Source organism: Mycobacterium senriense (assembly GCF_019668465.1).
Taxonomy (GTDB): Bacteria; Actinomycetota; Actinomycetes; order Mycobacteriales; family Mycobacteriaceae; genus Mycobacterium; species Mycobacterium senriense.
Genome location: NZ_AP024828.1, coordinates 884,283 through 900,512 on the forward strand (window position 1 = coordinate 884,283; position 16,230 = coordinate 900,512).

Genomic DNA, 16,230 nt, shown 5'->3' on the forward strand with positions numbered 1-16,230 from the left:
ATGACACTTCGGGAGGAATCAGTCGCCGGCAGCCCGCACTCACCTGCGCGGCGGACCTCCCGAAGCGGATTCCGGCCCGACATCGAGGGGCTGCGCGCGGTCGCGGTGATCGCCGTCGTGCTCTACCACGCGGGTATCCCGGGCATCACCGGCGGCTACATCGGAGTGGACGTCTTCTTCGTCATCTCCGGCTTCCTCATCACCGGACTGCTGTTCCGCGAGGCGAGCACCACGAATACCGTTCGGCTGGGCCGGTTTTACGGTGCGCGCGCCCGGCGGCTGCTGCCGGCCGCGGCCATTGTCGGCACCATCACCGCGATCGGCGCGGCCGCGGTGCTGCCCCCGCTGCAGGCGCGCAGCGTGTTTCTCGACGGCATCGCCAGCGCGCTGTACGTCGGCAACTACCGGTTCGCGCAGCGAGGCACCGACTACCTGGCCTCCGACGCCCCGTCGCCGTTCCAGCACTACTGGTCGCTGGGCGTGGAGGAACAGTTCTACCTGGTGTGGCCGGTGCTGATCATCGCCGTCGCCTGGTCGGTCCGGTGCATCCCGCTCCTTCGCGGGGCCGCGACGCGCCCGACCCCTTATGCGGTGGTCCTCGCGGTGGTCGCCGCGGCGTCGTTGACGGCGGGCGCGCTGTGGACCCGCACATCGCCGTCGTGGGCGTTCTTCTCGCTGCCCACCCGCGCCTGGGAATTGGCCGCCGGCGGCCTGGTGGCCCTGTCTCTGCAGCAGTGGCGCCGGCTGTCGCTGCGGACCGCGTCGATCGCCGGCTGGGGCGGCCTGGGGTTGATCCTGCTGACCTGCACCCAACTCAACTCCCACACCGCGTATCCCGGCACCGAGGCGCTGCTGCCGGTGCTGGGCACCGCGCTGATCATCGGCGGCGGCGCCGTCACCGGCGGGCTCGGACCCGGTCGCTTGCTGAGCCGGCCGGCGATGCGCGCCATCGGCCGGATCTCCTACTCGTGGTACCTGTGGCACTGGCCGGTGCTGCTGTTGATGCCCGCGCTGCTCGGCGAGCCCGCGGGGCTACCGGCCAGGCTCAGCGCTACGGCCGTCTCCGCCGGGCTCGCCGTCATCACCCTGCACCTGGTGGAGAATCCGGGCCGGTTCGCCGCGGCGCTGCGCCGGTCGGCGAAAGTCAGCCTGGCCGTGGCGGGCGGCGCCAGTGCCGCCACCGCGTGCGCATGCATGCTGCTGCTCAACGTGATCCCGGCCCCGGTCGGCCACGGGGTGGCCGCCCCGCGCGCCAACATCATTGCGACGCCCCCGGCCAACGTCCCCGCCGTCAGCCCCCAGGAGGCGGCGGTGCGTCAGGCGTTCGACCAGGCGCGGGTGGCGCTCGCGGCGGCCGTCGGCCTGCGAGCCGTCCCGTCGAACCTGGACCCGCCGCTGGCCAAGGCGCCCGCCGACAAGGCCGCCGTCTTCGTCAACGGCTGCGTACGGTCCTGGCGCGACGTCGGACAAAGCGAGTGTGCGACGGGCGACACCGCCTCGCCCACCACCGTCGCCCTGATCGGCGACTCGCACGCAGCCATGTGGAATCCGGCCTTCGAGCAGCTCGCCGAGCAGCGGCACTGGCGGCTGGAGACGCTGGCCAAGGTGACCTGCCCGCTGCAAGACCTGCACATCACGAGCCCGTATCTGGGCCGCGAGTACACCGAGTGCGAACAGTGGCGCACCCAGATCATGGGCCGGATGAACGCCGAACACCCCCGCCTGATCGTGCTGGACATGAGCCGGCGCTACGGCGGGGATTTCGGCTTCACCTCCTACGACCCGGCGTGGATCGACTCCCTGGGACGCACCGTGGCGCAGCTGCGCGGCACCGGCGCGACCGTCCTGGTACTGGGGCCCGCACCCGACCCGCACTCGTCCGCGCCGGCGTGCCTGTCCGCCCACCTCGACGACGTGAACGCCTGTACGCCAACCAAACCCGCGGCGTCCGACGCCGACGGGATCGCCGCCGAGCAGGCGGCGATTGCCCGCAGCGGCGGCCAGTACGCCGATTTGACCGACATGTTCTGCACCCCCGACCGCTGCCCCCTCATCGTCGGCAACACCCTGGTGTTCCGGGACGACAACCACGTGACAACCGAGTACGCGCAGTTGGTGGCACCGCTGATGGGTGCGCTCGCGGACCGAGCCCTGGCGAAAAGGTAAGTGAATGAACTTGTCGTGGCTGACCAACGTCAGATCAGTGAAGGGTTTTTGGAGGTTTTAGGGTCATGTCTCCGCTGTTGCTGGTCTGCATCGCGCTAACCGCGCCCTTCGCCGGGATCGCCTTCCTGCACGTGCAAGACCGCTTGGAGCGCTGGGACTACGAGCGGCACGTCAACGACTGAGGCCCACGTCTACGCCAAACTCGCTGTGTCATCGCGGGTTCAGCTTGCCCGGGAAGCCGCCCGCCGCATCTGAGTCAGGTCGACAGCTGCGTGCGGATAAGCGGCGCGATCTTGTCCGCCATGTATTGATGCCCCGCGTCGTTCGGATGCACGCCGTCGGCACCGATCAGGTCGGAACGGCCGACGAACCAGTGTTCGGCGATCGGGTCGATGAACGTCGCCCCCGCGGCCCCGGCAGCGCCGGCGAGGACGTCGCGAATCAGGAACATCGACGGCGGCACATCGGCGGTCGGCCACGGCGGTCCGATCACCAGCAACCGCGCCGCCGGCGCGAGTTGGCGGGCCACATCCAACGCGGCGTTGGTCTTTACGGTCAGGGTCGCCGGATCGACACCCTGGTCGTTGCGGGAGCCGAAGAACACCACCAGCGCGTCGTCGGGCTGGACCGCCCTGGCGGTCAGGTCCTCGAAGATGCTGCCGTGGTCGCCGGGTGTGGCATAACCGGCTCTGCCTTCGGCCGCCACGCTGCCCGAGATCCGCGAACCCCGCGAACCGAGCACCTGCCAGGCGCGCACCGGCCACGATCTGGAGCCCAGGCCGCCCTCATCGGTTCCGGTGGTATACGAATCCCCCACCACCGCCACATGATTCAGCCGGAAGTCGAGCGTCAGTGTCTCGTAGGTGCGCACCTGCGCCGGGTATGCGATGCCTACGCCCGCCAGAAAACTCAACCCAATGAGAAAGGTGGCCAGACGACTCACTCTCACCTCCACTGTCAACGGCATCGTCGGGTGCCGCCGCGTCCTCATCATGTATTCCCCGTGAGACGCGGCCGGCCGCTGAGGCGGCCATCACACCGCGCGGGCCGAAACCGCTTCCAGCGGACGGTCGATCGGATGCAGCTTACTGTTTGAATCGCCGGGATCGCTTCGCGCGCTGACGGCCCTGACGTCGACCATCTTGCGCATCCAACGGCGGGCCGGCTCTTCGACACCGTGATACAGCAGCACCGAGAAGACCAGGGCGATCGCGAGCAGGCCGGTGACGTTCCATTTCCACGGGTTATCCAGCGTCGGGAGCTCGAATTGCTCCACGGCCCAGCCCCAGGCGGTGTGCACCAGCTCATGCACCATGTACAGGCAGAACGAGATCTTGCCGCCGTAGACCATCACCCGCGTCGACAATACCCGCGGCAGGCTGCCGAGCCCGATGGCCAGCGATATCACCAGCGGCACGAACAACACGTCCACGACGCCGCCGCTGTCGTTCTCCACCACTCCCGATATCGGGTGCGCGCCATACCAATACAGCACGCCGACCATACCGGCCAGGAGCAACAGGGAGACGTATCCTGCGACGCGGCGGCCACGATCGCTCAGCCGCAGCCTGCGCACCGCGACACAGGCCAGCGCGCCCGCCGTGAATTGCGTGACAATGCGGGGCAGCCAGCTCCACGGCGTGTAGAAGTGGCCGCTGGCGAGCAACATCACCACGGGCGGCAGCGATGCCGCGAAGGCCAGGACCATGAGGCTGCGCGCCCTGGTCGCCTGTTTCATCCGCAACAGGACCAGCACCAGGACGGCGAAGAGCACATAGGCCAGCCATTCCGCACTGATCGACCAGGCCGGCCCGTCCCAACTCGAGTCATCGAAGAACGGCACAAACCACAACTGCACCAACAGGATCTGACGCACGTAGCTGATCGCGGTGAGCGAGGCGGCGTCCGGCGACGGCACATGACCGACGTGCAGGGTGAAGATCACCCACAGCGCGGCGAGGTGCAAGGTGACCAGGTACACCGGCCACACCCGGGCCAGGCGCAGCCACAGGAAGTGCAGGGTCGCGCGGGTCGACCAGGACCGGCCCATGCGGTCGAGATAGTTGTACGTCAGCACGAACCCGCTGAGAATGAAGAAGAGGTCGACGCCTTGGGCGCCGCAGTTGAGCACCGGCGCGAGGGCGTCGCGGAAGTCGGGCGACACGTCGCCGAGCATCGGCCGGAAGTGGAACAGCACCACCCACAGCGCGGCGACGATACGGAGCCCCGTCAGGGCGGTGATCTCGCCCTTGATCTCTCCGCCCCGCACGCTGCTCTTCCCGTCCCAATCCTGCCGTTTCGTTCTGCTGCTACTTCGGCTGAGCGGGAAATCTCGCCTTTGTACCAAGCCCCCCGACTAGCAACCGGCAGCCTAGGCAGCCTAGCAGCGCAATCGGTGGCATGGGTGGACGGTTGTGGTGTGGCAAACGGACTTCCGGGGTAATCCTACGGCCACGATAGCCCGCTGGGCGTTTGCTCAGCCGCCGATTCGCGGTAGGCCCCGGGTGGCTTCTTAGCAAAGCGTTAGACACGGCTTCCAGTCTCCTTAGGCTTGCGGCCTAGCGTCATAGACACCCTTTGGTGGCGTGCAGACGCCTGCGGAGGGCGGCGCACGCGCCACGGACAGTGAGGGGTCCTCATGACGGCCGCAGGCAGCCAAGCCGGCCACGACAACTGCGTGTTCGACTGCGGCGGCGCACAGGTCCGGGCGCACCACCGCCACCTGGCGACGGTGGTGCACATTCGCGGCGAAATCGACGAGGAAAATGTCGATCGCATCAGCGACCACATTGCGCGCTTCACGCTCGGAGAAAACCCGGTGGTGCTCGACGTTGCCGATGTCAACGAATTTGCTGAGGCGGGCATCTCACTGCTCTACGCGTTCGATGCCGATTGTCGTGCCGCCGGGGTGGATTGGACGCTGGTGGCCAGCTCAGCGGTGACCCAAGTGCTGGATGACACCGGTCATGACGCCAGTTTTCCGATTATGCGCTCGGTTCACGAGGCGCTGCAGGATCGAGCCGATGCCATCGTGCTGCGCCGCCGGATGGCGTTACCGTTCGTCAGGAAGACGCCTTAGCGCCCGAGCGCGCGTCGCAGCCGGGCGGTCCCGGCGATCGCCAGTACCCCTGCGCTGGTCAACAGCACCAGCGTCAGCAGCAGCAGCTGCGGGTCGTAGATCAGCGACGTGGTGGAGGGCTGCCCGTCGGCGATCGGAGCCACGATCACCGTGTGATGCGAGTTCCACCAGGTCAGTCCCGAGCACACCAGCGCAGCGCAGGCCAGCCCGAGCTCGAGCAGTGCGCGGAAGCGGGTGTTCATTGCGCCGTCCCGGTGTCGTCGTCCCGGTCCCCGTCGATCGATCGGGTGGGCTCCACCCGCTCCTGGATCAGCGGGGTCAGAGCGGCGCGCAGCTGACGATGGCGACGCGCCCAGGCCTGGACCGTGCGCCCGCCGGTGAGCTTGAGACCGATGCCGACACGCTTACGCGGCACGCCAACCAGTTCGCCGAGAGCCCGCGACGACTGCCACCGCGCCAGGTCATTCTCGGAGGCTTCGGGGTTCTCGGGCGCGGGATACACCTTGAGGATTTCGCGGACCAGGATCGTTTCGGTGCCCTGACGCAGGGCATCCTCGGTGAGCTCGACCGAGACGTGGATGCGTGCGGCCTTCACCTGTATTCCCAGGAACGCCGATACGAGCACCAGGAAGATCGCGGGCACGGCCAGCGACACCGGGGCACCGCTCCAGATCTCGATCAGGACCATTGACACCGCCGCGGCCGGGCCGCACGCCAGCCACCACCAGCTGGCGCCGGGTTCGTAGAACAACCGCTTGGGTTCGGTGTCCGCGTCGGTAGTCATCGCAAGCCCCATCTCACGAGAGCCACCCTGCCGCGTCTGCGGCCCAATAGGTGAGAACGATATCGGCTCCGGCGCGCCGGATGCTGGTCAGCGACTCCAGCGCCGCGGCCCGCTCGTCGATCCAATTGTTCGCGGCCGCAGCGCAAATCATCGCGTACTCCCCCGACACTTGATAGGCGGCGACGGGAACGGGCGAAACGTCCGCCGCGGCCGCGACCACGTCGAGATAACTCATCGCCGGCTTGATCATCACGATGTCGGCGCCTTCGTCAAGGTCGAGCTCGATTTCGCGCAGCGCCTCGCGGGCGTTGCCCGCCTCCTGCTGATAGGTGCGCCGGTCTCCGGAGAGGCTGGAACCCACCGCCTCACGAAACGGGCCGTAGAACACCGAGGCGAACTTGGCGGCGTAGGCCAGAATCGCCACGTCGGTGCAGCCCGCGGCGTCCAGCCCGTCGCGAATCGCGCCGACCTGTCCGTCCATCATGCCGCTCGGCCCCACCACGTGGGCGCCCGATTCAGCTTGCGCCACAGCGAGATCCACGTACCGGGCCACGGTTGCGTCATTGTCGACCCGGCCCCGGTCGTCGAGGACGCCGCAATGTCCGTGGTCGGTGAACTCGTCCAGGCAGGTGTCGGCCATCAACACGGTGGCCTCGCCGAGGTCCTTGGCCAAGTCCCGCAGCGCGACATTGAGGATGCCATCAGGGTCGGTCCCGGCCGACCCGATCGAATCCTTGTCCTCGTCACGCGGCACGCCGAACAGCATCAGTCCGCCCACGCCCGCGGCGACGGCACTGGCGGCCGCACTGCGCAACGAATCACGGGTGTGCTGCACCACGCCCGGCATGGACGTGATGGGCCGTGGTTCGTCGATACCGTCGGCGACGAACATCGGCAACACCAAATGCCTTGGCTCCAAAGACGTTTGGGCCACCAAACGGCGTAAAGCCGGGGTGGTGCGAAGCCGGCGCGGACGGTGCCGCGGGTAGGCCACTAGCGCCTGCGGCTCTTTTTGCGCGGCGGCGGCAGCGCACCCTCGGCGCGCAAGCGCGCGGCGTGTTCGGCCAGCGCGTCGACCAGCGGGCCAACCGCGGCGGTCTCGGGCTGGACATCCACCCGCAGACCGAATTCAGCCGCGGTCTCCGCGGTCTTGGGACCGATGCAGGCGATGATCGTCCGTGCGTGCGGCTTGCCGGCGATGCCGACCAGGTTTCGCACCGTGGAGCTGGACGTGAAGCACACCGCGTCGAACCCACCGGTCTTGATCATTTCCCGCGTTTCCGCCGGCGGCGGAGCGGCCCGCACCGTCCGGTAGGCGGTGACATCCTCGATCTCCCAACCGCGTTCGCGCAGACCCTCGGCCAGCGTCTCGGTGGCGATGTCGGCGCGCGGCAGCAGCACCCGGTTGACCGGGTCGAAAATGCTGTCGTAGGGCGGGAAGTCGTCGAGCAGACCCAGTGAGGACTGCTCGCCGGCCGGCACCAGTTCGGGGCTGATCCCGAACGCCCGGACCCGGTCGGCGGTCGACTCGCCCACACACGCGATCTTCACTCCGGAGAACGCGCGCGCGTCCAGACCGAACTCGCCGAACTTCTCCCACACCGCACGCACCGCGTTGGTGGACGTGAACACCACCCACTGGAAGCGGCCGTCGACCAAACCCTTGACGGCCCTTTCCATTTGGGCGGGGCTGCGCGGCGGCTCGACCGCGATGGTCGGCACCTCGATCGGCAGCGCGCCGTAGGACGTCAGCCGCTCGCTCATCTCCCCGGCCTGGTCCTTGGTGCGGGGCACCAGCACGGTCCAGCCGTACAACGCGCGGCTCTCCCACCAATTCAGCTTCGCCCGGTTGGCCACCGTCTTGCCGATGGTCACCACCAGCGGACCGATCAATGGGCCGGCGGGGTCGGTACCGCCCAGCACCGCCGAGTCGGTCAAGCCGTGCAGCGTGGTCTCGATGGAACGCTGCTGACAGGTGGTGCCCTGCGCGGTCACCACGCACGGCGTGTTCTCGGCGAGCTCGTGCTCGATCAGGGTGCGCGCCGCGTCGGCCAGATGCGACGACGTGGCCTGCAGAATCAGCGGGCCGGGCGCCGCGGCCAGCGCTTCCCAATCGACATGTGGGTCGCGCACGTCGGCGACCGTGTGCGCGGAGCCCAGCGGCAGCCCCGCATACGTCGGGACGGCATCGCTGGGAGCCAGCCCGGGCACGATCTCGATGTGCAAGTGGCTCCGCGCGATGGCGTTGACCTCGGTGATGACCGCGTCGACCGTCAGCGGGTCGCCGGCCACCAGCCGCACCACGTCGACGCCGGTCCGCGCCTCGGTGGTCAGTGTCTTGGCCACCTCGGCGGGGTCACCCAGCGCCGGGCGGATATCGGGACCGCCGGAGATCACCGCCGGCTGTGTCTTGCCTTGGTCGGAACCGCCATCGCCGTTGGTGGCGGCCGGCTCGGCCGGGGCCGGGCCGGACACCGGTGGCAGGTCCTTGCCGATCAGGGCCAGCACCGGCTCAGGCACGTCGGGGTCGGTGAACACCAAAGCGGCGTTCGCCAGCACCGTGGCGGCCCGGGTCGTCAGCAGCCCCGGATCACCCGGGCCGGAGCCCACGTACGTGATGCGGCCGGGTGTCGGCTTACGCCCTCGCGTCGTCATTGTCGCTCCCACGTAATTCGCATTTAATTTCCTCGCGCCGGGTCTTGCCGCGCTTCGCTCATCAGCTCTCGGGCGCCCAGCTCGAACAGCTCCGCGGCCACCGAAAGCCCAAGCTCTCGTGCCCGACCGGGGCTGCCGATACCGGACGCGCGGATCACGTCGGACCCGTCCAGCGCCGCCACGCAACCGCGCAGCGACAGCTCTTCGAAGATCCGGCCTTCCTCATCGATGGATTCGACCACTTCGGCGATCGCGCCCACCGGTGCGGAGCAACCGGCCTCCAGTTCGGCCAGCAGGGCTCGCTCCGCGGTAACCGACGCACGCGTGTCGGCGTCATCCAGTTCCGCCAGCACTGCCGCTAACCGGCTGTCACCGGCACGGCATTCGACGGCGAGCGCGCCCTGAGCCGGTGCTGGCAACATCTGCACCGGCTCTAACGTCTCGGTGACATCGTCGAGGCGACCGATCCGGGCGAGTCCCGCCCGGGCTACCACGATCGCGTCGAGATCACCACTGCTTACCCTGTTCAACCTGGTATCTAGGTTGCCTCGTAGGGGGCGGATTTCCAAACCGAGACCCAATGCCCTAAGCTGCGCGGCCCGCCGCGGCGACGAAGTGCCCACCAGCGAACCGGCCGGCAACTCCGCCAGCACCAGTCCGTCGCGCGCGACCACCGCATCGCGCGGATCGTTGCGCAGCGGTATGGCGGCCACAGCAAACCTCGGGTCGTCGGCTGTCGGCAGGTCCTTGTGGGAATGCACGGCTGCGTCGACGCGGCCCTCCTCCATGGCCTCGCGCAGTGCGGTGGTGAAGACACCCACCCCGAGTGACTCGATGGGCGCCGACGAGCGGTCCCCCTCCGTGCTGATGGTGACCAGCTCCGCAGGGTGTCCCAGCGCGATCAAAGCGTCTCTGACGCCCCCGGCCTGGGTGGTGGCTAGCAGGCTGCCCCGGGTGCCTATCCGGATCACGTTCGCCAATCGCCTACTCGGCGGTCTGCTGCGGAGTATCCGCATCGAATCCGTTTGCAATGACTGGCAATTCGCCCGCAGCCACGGCATCGACGGCGGTCTGGTCGAGTTCGAAGAGTTCGCGCAACGCCTCGGCGTAGCTGTCGCCGCCGGGCGCGCTGGCCAGCTGTTTGATCCGCACGGTCGGCGCGTGCAGCAGCTTGTCCACTACCCGTCGCACGGTGCGGGCCACCTCTTCGCGCTGGGCGCTCTCGAGCCCGGGCAGCCGGTTGTCGAGGCGCAGCAGTTCCGCTTCGACCACATCGGCGGCGCGTTGCCGGAGCGCCGTGACCGTCGGTGTGACCTCGGCCATCCGCTGTCCGGCCAGATAGGCAGCAACTTCGGTGGCGACGATGGTTCGGGCGGCGTCGACGTCCGCGGCCGCGGCGTGGGCCGAGGGCTCGTGCTGCACGCGGTCCACGTCGACGACCCAGACGCCGGGCAGACCGGCCACCGCCGGGTCGACGTCGCGCGGCATGCCCAGGTCGCAGATCACCAGCGGGTTCGCCTCTTCGTCGCGGTGCGCGGCGGCCAGCGCGTGGTGCACGTCGGCCAGCGAGACCACCGGGGTCACCGCGCCGGTACAGCTGACGACGACGTCGGCGCCCGCCAGGGTGTCGGGCAGGCGGTCCAGGGGCAAGGCGTCGGCGCGCACGCCGGCGTCGCGGATCTTGCGGACCAGGCGCTGGCCCCGGGACAGCGATCGATTGACCACGTGGATCTGTCCGATGCCGGCACGAGAAAGGTGGGCCGCGGCCAGGGCGCCCATCGCTCCGGCGCCGACCAGGACGGCGGTCTTGCCCGACAGCCCGTCGAGGCGGCGTTCGGCCATGTTCAGAGCGACGGACACCACCGAGGCGCCGGCGGCGTCGATGGCGGTCTCGGAATGCACCCGCTTGCCCACCGACAGGGCCCGCTGGGCCAGTTCGTGCAGAATCCGGCCGACGGTGCGGTTGGTCTCGGCGTTGGCATACGCGCGACGGACCTGACCGAGCACCTGCTGCTCGCCGATCACCGCGGAATCCAGCCCGCTGGCGACCGCGAAAAGGTGCTCGACGGCGGCCTCGCTGTACCTGACGTACGCATATTTGGTGAGGTCGGTCATCGACATCCCGGACTGTTCCGACAGCACCTGCCCGATCACCGCTAACCCGCCGTGGAACGCGTCCACCACCGCGTAGACCTCGACCCGGTTGCATGTCGACAGCACCATCGCCTCGGTCACCAGTGGCGACTGCAACACCCGGTCGACGATCTTGCCCTGATCGGCCTCGTCGATGCTGAGTTGTTCCAGGACGGAGACCGGCGCACTACGGTGCGAAACCCCGAAGAGCAAGACGCTCACGGCAGCATCACCTGGCCAGCTCCCTTGCTTCCTCCAGTAACTGAACTGCTGTCCACGGTAAACGTTTATCAGCTGGGCTACCAAATAATTGCCCCGCGCTGGCCGACAGGGCGGCGCGGACCAGGTCAGCCGCCGAGATCGGCCCGCAGCCGGGGCTCATCGATCTCCCAGTAGCTGTGTTCGCGGCCGTCGAGCAGGATCACCGGCAACCGGTCGCCGAACTCGGCCCGCAGCGCGGTGTTGCCCGCCGCAGCCGCCGCGTCGACGTCGGTCATCGACAACGCGAAGCCCAACTCACCGGCCAGTTCGACCAACCGGGCATGCACGCGCTCGCAGATGGTGCAGCCGTCGCGGGTCAACAGCTCCACCTGCGGCTGGCCGGTCGCCTCAGTCATGGGCACCAGTGTGTCATCGGTGACTTGTGAGGCCGTCTACCAGGCGTTATGTTCCGGCTATGGCCGACGAAACGCTGCGGGTCGATCCCGTCGTCATGCAGGGCGCAGCCGTCTCGCTCAGCGGTGCGGCCGAGCACCTTTCCGCCCAGCTGTCCCAGCTCGACGATCAGGTGGGTCAGATGTTGGGCGGCTGGCAGGGCGCGGCGGGCACCGCGTACGGATCCGCGTGGGAGCTGTGGCATAAGGGCGCCCGCGAGGTAGAGCTCGGGTTGTCGATGCTGGCGCACCTGGTGCGCCAGGCCGGCGAGGCGTATCAGAGCAACGAGGCGGGGTCCGCCCAGGCGGAGCGGGCGGTGCGCGGTGGCTGAGGCGTTTCGGGTCGATCCGCAGGCGTTGGCCGACGCGGTGCAGCGGATGGCGGCTTTCCAACGCTATGCCGAAGACATGATCGGCGAAATCGATTCTCGTGTAACGCGTTTGCACTCATCGTGGACGGGCGCGGCCGCGGGCGCTCATGCCGAGGCACATCAGCACTGGGTTCGCGGCGAGGCGATGATGCGCGAAGCGCTGGCGCAACTGGAGAAGGTGGCCACGACCGCGCACGGCAACTACACGGGCGCGATGTCGACGAATCTCGGTATGTGGTCGTGAATACATGGCGCCGCTGGCGTGTGACCCGACTGCCTTAGACCGCGCCGGTGCCACGGTAGTGGCCACCGGTGTTTCGTTGGGGTCGGTGATCTCGGCCTTGACCACGGCGCTGGCCGGCAGCGCGGGCATGGCCGGCGACGATCCGGTGGGCGCGGCGCCGGGCCGTGCATACGACGGCGCAGCGGCCAAGGTGATCGAGGCGATGACCAGTACCCGCAACGGGCTGTGCAGCATCGGCGACGGCGTGCGGATGTCGGCACACAACTATGCGCTAGCCGAGGCGATGTCGGACATCGCGGGCCGCGCCGGGAGCCTGCCGACACCGCCGGTGACCGGGCCGTTGACCGTAGGGGCCCGGCCACCGTCGGCCGTCGGCACCGGTAGCAGCGCCCCGGCGGGCTGGAGCTGGGTCGCGCCATACATCGGAATGATTTGGCCCACTGGCGATTCGGCGAAATTGCGCGCCGCCGCGGCGGCGTGGACGACCGCGGGCGTCAACTTCATGACGACCGAGATCGCGGCCGACGGGGGCACGATGGCCGCCATTGCCGGGCAGCAGATTCCCGAGGGCGCCGCCATCAACAAAGCGTTGCCGACGCGTCCGGCGCCACCACAAGCGTTGCGCAGCAGTGCCAAACGATCGCCGCGCAACTCAACAGCTATGCGGCCAAGATCGATAAGGTCCACGCAGCCATCCTGGATCTGTTGTCGCGCATCTGCGATCCCCTGACCGGGATCAAAGAGGTCTGGGATCTGCTGACCGACGAAGACGAAGACGAGATCAAAAGGATCGCCGACGACATCAAAACGGTGGTCGACAGCTTTTCCCAGGAAGCCGAGACGCTCGGCGACCAGATCAAGGCCACCATGTCGGCGGCCGCCACCGCTACTGAGGACATGGCCCACTGGGCGGACAAAGAGTGGGACCACTTCTTGCACGGGACGCCGGTCGGCAAGGCATTCAATCAGGTGGGCCAGGTTGTCAAAGGGGTCGGCGTCGAGGGCGGGGATTTGCTCAAAGGTCTGTACGAGATTAGCCAATTCCACGCCATGCTCGACCCGAAGGGTTACGGCGAAACCATGAGCGGCATGGTTGCCGGGGCTGGGACGCTCGTCGGCTTGGGACCCGACGGAGGGCCGGGAGTCGCCGAGTCGTGGAAAGCGCTGGGTAAGGACATCACCCACTGGGACGAGTGGGGCACGAACCCCGCCGAAGCGCTCGGGAAATCGATCTTCGACGTGGGAACTCTGGCCTTGCCCGGTGGACCGCTCTCCAAGCTGGGCAAAGTAGGGCACACCGCGGCAGATGCGCTGAAAGGCTTGAAGAAGCCGCCCGAACTTCTCAAGCCGCCGACGGTCAAGCCTCCAGCGGAGCCGACCCCGGCCGCCCCCAAGCCGCAGGAATCGGGCCATCCGGCGCCCCCGCCAGAGGGCAAGCCGGGCCTCTCGGGCAAGCCGGCGCCGGGCCCCCCCGACGGTCCACTGCCGCACAGCCCAACGGAATCCAAGCCACCACCGGTCGAAAAACCCCCTGCTGCCGAGCCGCCCAAACCAACCGCGACGCCGGCCGAGCCCGGCGGGAGGACACCGGCGCCCGCGCCTGCCGGGGACGCACCGCTTCCCCATTCGAAACCACCCGAGCCCGTCCCCGCCCACGCGGCGGCGTCTCCCGTTGAACCTCCGGCAGCGCCGGCTCCCTACGCCGGTCCGCCTCCAGGGTCTGCACCTGCGGCTCCTGCGGCGCCGCACCTGCCTGGGCCGCCGTCTGCTCCGATGAGTGGCGGGGTCCCCGCCGAAGCACCTCCCGGCCTGGGTGAAGTTCCGCACGGCGGTGAACCGGGCGTCCCTCCCAGCGAGCCCCACGGCGGCGGCGATCCACATCCCCCTGAAGCCACCGGTCCACATCCGCCCGGCGACGGCCACGGGCCACATCCCCTTGGCGATGGGCATGAACCGCCCGGTTCGCACCCACCCCGCGACGGCACACCGCACGGCCCAGGAGAAGGCGGTCCGCATGGTCCGTCCGACGGCAATCCGAACGACCCCACCGGCCACGGACCGCACGACCCGGGTCCGGACGACGGCAGCGACCACCACTTACCACTGCACGCGCTTAACTCGCATGATCTCGCCGCGCTCGCTCACTACACTGGGCCGGGATACCAAGACTTGAATTTTGCTCTCAGGGAAGGCGCGTTGGACGCATCTCAACAGGCCCGTGTTGACGCACTGCACAAAGCATTGAAGAAACTCCCGATGTATGAAGGCGCCGTAGTTCGAGGCACAAACTTGCCGGCCGATGTGCTCGAACAGTACCGCCCCGGTGAAATAATTACGGAGCCTGCCTTTACTAGCACCTCAACGGACCATACGGTGGCCCAATCGCCTACTTTCGCCGGAAACACCGAGTTCAGGATCTGGTCGACTACAGGACGTGATGTTTCTTCCGTGTCCATGTTTCCCGGCGAGCAAGAGATACTATTTCCAGCGGGGTCAAAATTTTATGTTGTAAGCAAGATAGTGGATCCCCAGACAGGTAGGACGATCATCGAAATGATCGAGCGCTGACTAACTGTTTCGCTCGCACCTTCTAGATCACGACGGGAGTTCCAAATGAGTAAAAAGATTGCAGGTAAGACATTTTCGACACCAGAAGAAGCGGGCGTTACCGTGCCGACAGAAGAAGAATTGGCGCGCGCACGGCGGGGCTTCGACGAATTTCAGGCCAAAGTCGACGCTGTTGCGCCAGAAGACCGCAAAACAAATGTTTCGCCAAAGTTTTGGGATGATATCTCTGGTACTGAATACGATCCAAACAAGAAAGCTTAGACTTGCATTCAGCGTCGGCGGCCTAGGTCGGTAAGCGAGAACCTCTTCGCTCTCGCGGGTTTTTCCCTTCTAACTGCTCGGCATGTATTCCCGTTATCGGGTCATCAACTCCGCCCAGTCGGTCGCAGCACCTGACGGAGAGTCGTTGACTGTCGCGGGCCCAGCGCCCAGTTAACACGTCGCAAAAGTCCACGGACGAACCCTTGTCTGCCGCGCCTCGACCGACTGAGCCGTCCAGTCACTAAATCCGAATGCGTTGTGCCTCCAGCGTCACACTCGAGCAGCCCCGGACACGTCGACGCCCGCCCGCCATCTGCCCGATAGGGTTGGAGATCGGGCACCCACTGGGTCGCCGGGCAACACAGCGATCTAGGAGGTTTGACGATGACTTCCTCTGACCCGGTCAACGCGGACCAATCCGGTTACGTCGACCCGGAGTCGCTGGCCGCGGACGCCAGCGCCGCCCGCGCGATCGAGGGCATGCAGGAAGCCGCCGCCTCGGACGACCGCCCGCAACCCCCCATCGACCTGACCGCCGCCGCCTTCTTCGACGTGGACAACACGCTCGTGCAGGGCTCGTCGGCAGTGCATTTCGGGCGCGGACTGGCCAGCCGCAACTACTTCACCTATCGCGATGTGGTCGGATTCATCTACGCGCAGGCCAAGTTCCAGATTCTCGGGACGGAAAATAGCAACGACGTCGCCGCCGGCCGGCGCAAGGCGCTCGCCTTCATCGAGGGCCGATCGGTCGAACAACTGGTCGCCCTGGGCGAGGAGATCTACGACGAGATCATCGCCGACAAGATCTGGCCCGGCACCCGCGAGCTCACGCAGATGCATCTGGACGCCGGCCAGCAGGTGTGGCTGATCACCGCCACGCCCTACGAGCTCGCCGCGACCATCGCGCGCCGGCTCGGCCTGACCGGCGCGCTGGGCACGGTCGCGGAATCGGTGGACGGCGTCTTCACCGGCAGGCTGGTCGGCGACATCTTGCACGGCACCGGTAAGGCGCACGCGGTGCGATCGCTGGCAATTCGCGAGGGGCTCAACCTGAAACGCTGCACCGCATATTCGGACAGCTTCAACGACGTGCCCATGCTGTCGCTGGTGGGCACGGCGGTCGCCATCAATCCCGACGCCCGCCTGCGCGCCCTGGCCCGCGAGCGCGGTTGGGAGATTCGCGACTTCCGCACCGCGCGCAAAGCGGCCCGGATCGGGGTGCCGTCGGCGTTGGCGCTGGGCGCGGCCGGTGGCGCCCTGGCTGCGCTGGCCTCGCGGCGGCAATCACGCTGATAGGCTGCGCCGCTGAGACACAA

The 16,230-nt window shown here is 67.8% G+C and carries 15 protein-coding genes and 1 pseudogene; 7 read left to right on the plus strand and 9 right to left on the minus strand.

The features are described from left to right. Positions 1-2,166 (plus strand): acyltransferase family protein, encoded by a 2,166-nt coding sequence (locus MTY59_RS04285; protein WP_221044570.1) that lies wholly within the window; start codon positions 1-3, stop codon positions 2,164-2,166. Between the two features lie 256 nt (positions 2,167-2,422). Here the strand turns inward: MTY59_RS04285 and MTY59_RS04290 are convergent, their stop codons facing one another. After that, a complete protein-coding gene (locus MTY59_RS04290; RefSeq protein ID WP_221044571.1) occupies positions 2,423-3,109 on the minus strand; it encodes an Rv0518 family GDSL lipase in 687 nt (228 codons plus the stop codon). Between the two features lie 90 nt (positions 3,110-3,199). Continuing rightward, the gene (locus MTY59_RS04295) at positions 3,200-4,435 is read right to left on the minus strand and encodes an acyltransferase family protein (RefSeq protein WP_221044572.1); all 1,236 of its coding nucleotides are present in this window, start codon (positions 4,433-4,435) and stop codon (positions 3,200-3,202) included. A gap of 369 nt (positions 4,436-4,804) precedes the next feature. On the opposite strand from MTY59_RS04295, the gene MTY59_RS04300 reads away from it, so the two are divergent. Beyond that, positions 4,805-5,245 carry an STAS domain-containing protein gene (locus tag MTY59_RS04300; RefSeq protein ID WP_221044573.1) on the plus strand — a complete coding sequence of 147 codons (441 nt, stop codon included), beginning with the start codon at positions 4,805-4,807 and terminating at the stop codon, positions 5,243-5,245. Here the strand turns inward: MTY59_RS04300 and MTY59_RS04305 are convergent. From MTY59_RS04305 to MTY59_RS04335, 7 genes are all read right to left on the minus strand, one after another. Continuing rightward, entirely contained in the window at positions 5,242-5,487 is a 246-nt protein-coding gene (locus tag MTY59_RS04305) for a hypothetical protein (RefSeq protein WP_221044574.1), read from the minus strand. The two genes, MTY59_RS04300 and MTY59_RS04305, sit on opposite strands and share 4 nt — an antisense overlap. Then, positions 5,484-6,029 carry a DUF3093 domain-containing protein gene (locus MTY59_RS04310; RefSeq protein WP_221044575.1) on the minus strand — a complete coding sequence of 182 codons (546 nt, stop codon included), beginning with the start codon at positions 6,027-6,029 and terminating at the stop codon, positions 5,484-5,486. The genes MTY59_RS04305 and MTY59_RS04310 overlap by 4 nt, the downstream gene beginning before the upstream one ends. Positions 6,030-6,042: 13 nt before the next feature. Then, on the minus strand, positions 6,043-7,023 hold the full coding sequence (hemB, locus tag MTY59_RS04315; protein ID WP_221044576.1) for a porphobilinogen synthase: 981 nt from the start codon (positions 7,021-7,023) through the stop codon (positions 6,043-6,045). Next, positions 7,023-8,684, minus strand: coding sequence for a bifunctional uroporphyrinogen-III C-methyltransferase/uroporphyrinogen-III synthase (locus MTY59_RS04320; protein ID WP_221044577.1), 1,662 nt, complete (start codon positions 8,682-8,684; stop codon positions 7,023-7,025). The genes hemB and MTY59_RS04320 overlap by 1 nt, the downstream gene beginning before the upstream one ends. Positions 8,685-8,707: 23 nt before the next feature. After that, positions 8,708-9,655, minus strand: coding sequence for a hydroxymethylbilane synthase (hemC, locus tag MTY59_RS04325; RefSeq protein ID WP_221046251.1), 948 nt, complete (start codon positions 9,653-9,655; stop codon positions 8,708-8,710). 13 nt (positions 9,656-9,668) lie between these two features. Further along, positions 9,669-11,039, minus strand: a complete 1,371-nt coding sequence (locus MTY59_RS04330) for a glutamyl-tRNA reductase (RefSeq protein WP_221044578.1) — start codon at positions 11,037-11,039, stop codon at positions 9,669-9,671. A gap of 125 nt (positions 11,040-11,164) precedes the next feature. Continuing rightward, a complete protein-coding gene (locus MTY59_RS04335) occupies positions 11,165-11,434 on the minus strand; it encodes a glutaredoxin family protein (protein WP_221044579.1) in 270 nt (89 codons plus the stop codon). 59 nt (positions 11,435-11,493) lie between these two features. Between MTY59_RS04335 and MTY59_RS04340 the strand changes: the two genes are divergently transcribed. The 5 genes and pseudogenes from MTY59_RS04340 (at position 11,494) to MTY59_RS04360 (ending at position 16,207) form a co-directional block, all read left to right on the plus strand. Then, entirely contained in the window at positions 11,494-11,802 is a 309-nt protein-coding gene (locus tag MTY59_RS04340) for a WXG100 family type VII secretion target (protein WP_221044580.1), read from the plus strand. Beyond that, complete coding sequence (locus MTY59_RS04345) at positions 11,795-12,085, plus strand: WXG100 family type VII secretion target (protein ID WP_221044581.1); 291 nt, start codon at positions 11,795-11,797, stop codon at positions 12,083-12,085. The genes MTY59_RS04340 and MTY59_RS04345 overlap by 8 nt, the downstream gene beginning before the upstream one ends. 4 nt (positions 12,086-12,089) lie before the next feature. Further along, positions 12,090-14,653: pseudogene (locus MTY59_RS04350) on the plus strand (ADP-ribosyltransferase). Between the two features lie 45 nt (positions 14,654-14,698). Next, entirely contained in the window at positions 14,699-14,914 is a 216-nt protein-coding gene (locus MTY59_RS04355) for a hypothetical protein (protein WP_221044582.1), read from the plus strand. A 384-nt stretch (positions 14,915-15,298) separates the two neighbouring features. Then, complete coding sequence (locus MTY59_RS04360; RefSeq protein ID WP_221044583.1) at positions 15,299-16,207, plus strand: HAD family hydrolase; 909 nt, start codon at positions 15,299-15,301, stop codon at positions 16,205-16,207. Positions 16,208-16,230: the final 23 nt, after the last annotated feature.

Coding starts and splice junctions, on each gene's coding strand:
- MTY59_RS04285 (WP_221044570.1), top strand. CDS start 1: ATGACACTTCGGGAGGAATCAGTCGCCGGCAGCCCGCACTCACCTGCG.
- MTY59_RS04300 (WP_221044573.1), top strand. CDS start 4,805: ATGACGGCCGCAGGCAGCCAAGCCGGCCACGACAACTGCGTGTTCGAC.
- MTY59_RS04305 (WP_221044574.1), bottom strand. CDS start 5,487: ATGAACACCCGCTTCCGCGCACTGCTCGAGCTCGGGCTGGCCTGCGCT.
- MTY59_RS04310 (WP_221044575.1), bottom strand. CDS start 6,029: ATGACTACCGACGCGGACACCGAACCCAAGCGGTTGTTCTACGAACCC.
- MTY59_RS04320 (WP_221044577.1), bottom strand. CDS start 8,684: ATGACGACGCGAGGGCGTAAGCCGACACCCGGCCGCATCACGTACGTG.
- MTY59_RS04335 (WP_221044579.1), bottom strand. CDS start 11,434: ATGACTGAGGCGACCGGCCAGCCGCAGGTGGAGCTGTTGACCCGCGAC.
- MTY59_RS04340 (WP_221044580.1), top strand. CDS start 11,494: ATGGCCGACGAAACGCTGCGGGTCGATCCCGTCGTCATGCAGGGCGCA.
- MTY59_RS04355 (WP_221044582.1), top strand. CDS start 14,699: ATGAGTAAAAAGATTGCAGGTAAGACATTTTCGACACCAGAAGAAGCG.
- MTY59_RS04360 (WP_221044583.1), top strand. CDS start 15,299: ATGACTTCCTCTGACCCGGTCAACGCGGACCAATCCGGTTACGTCGAC.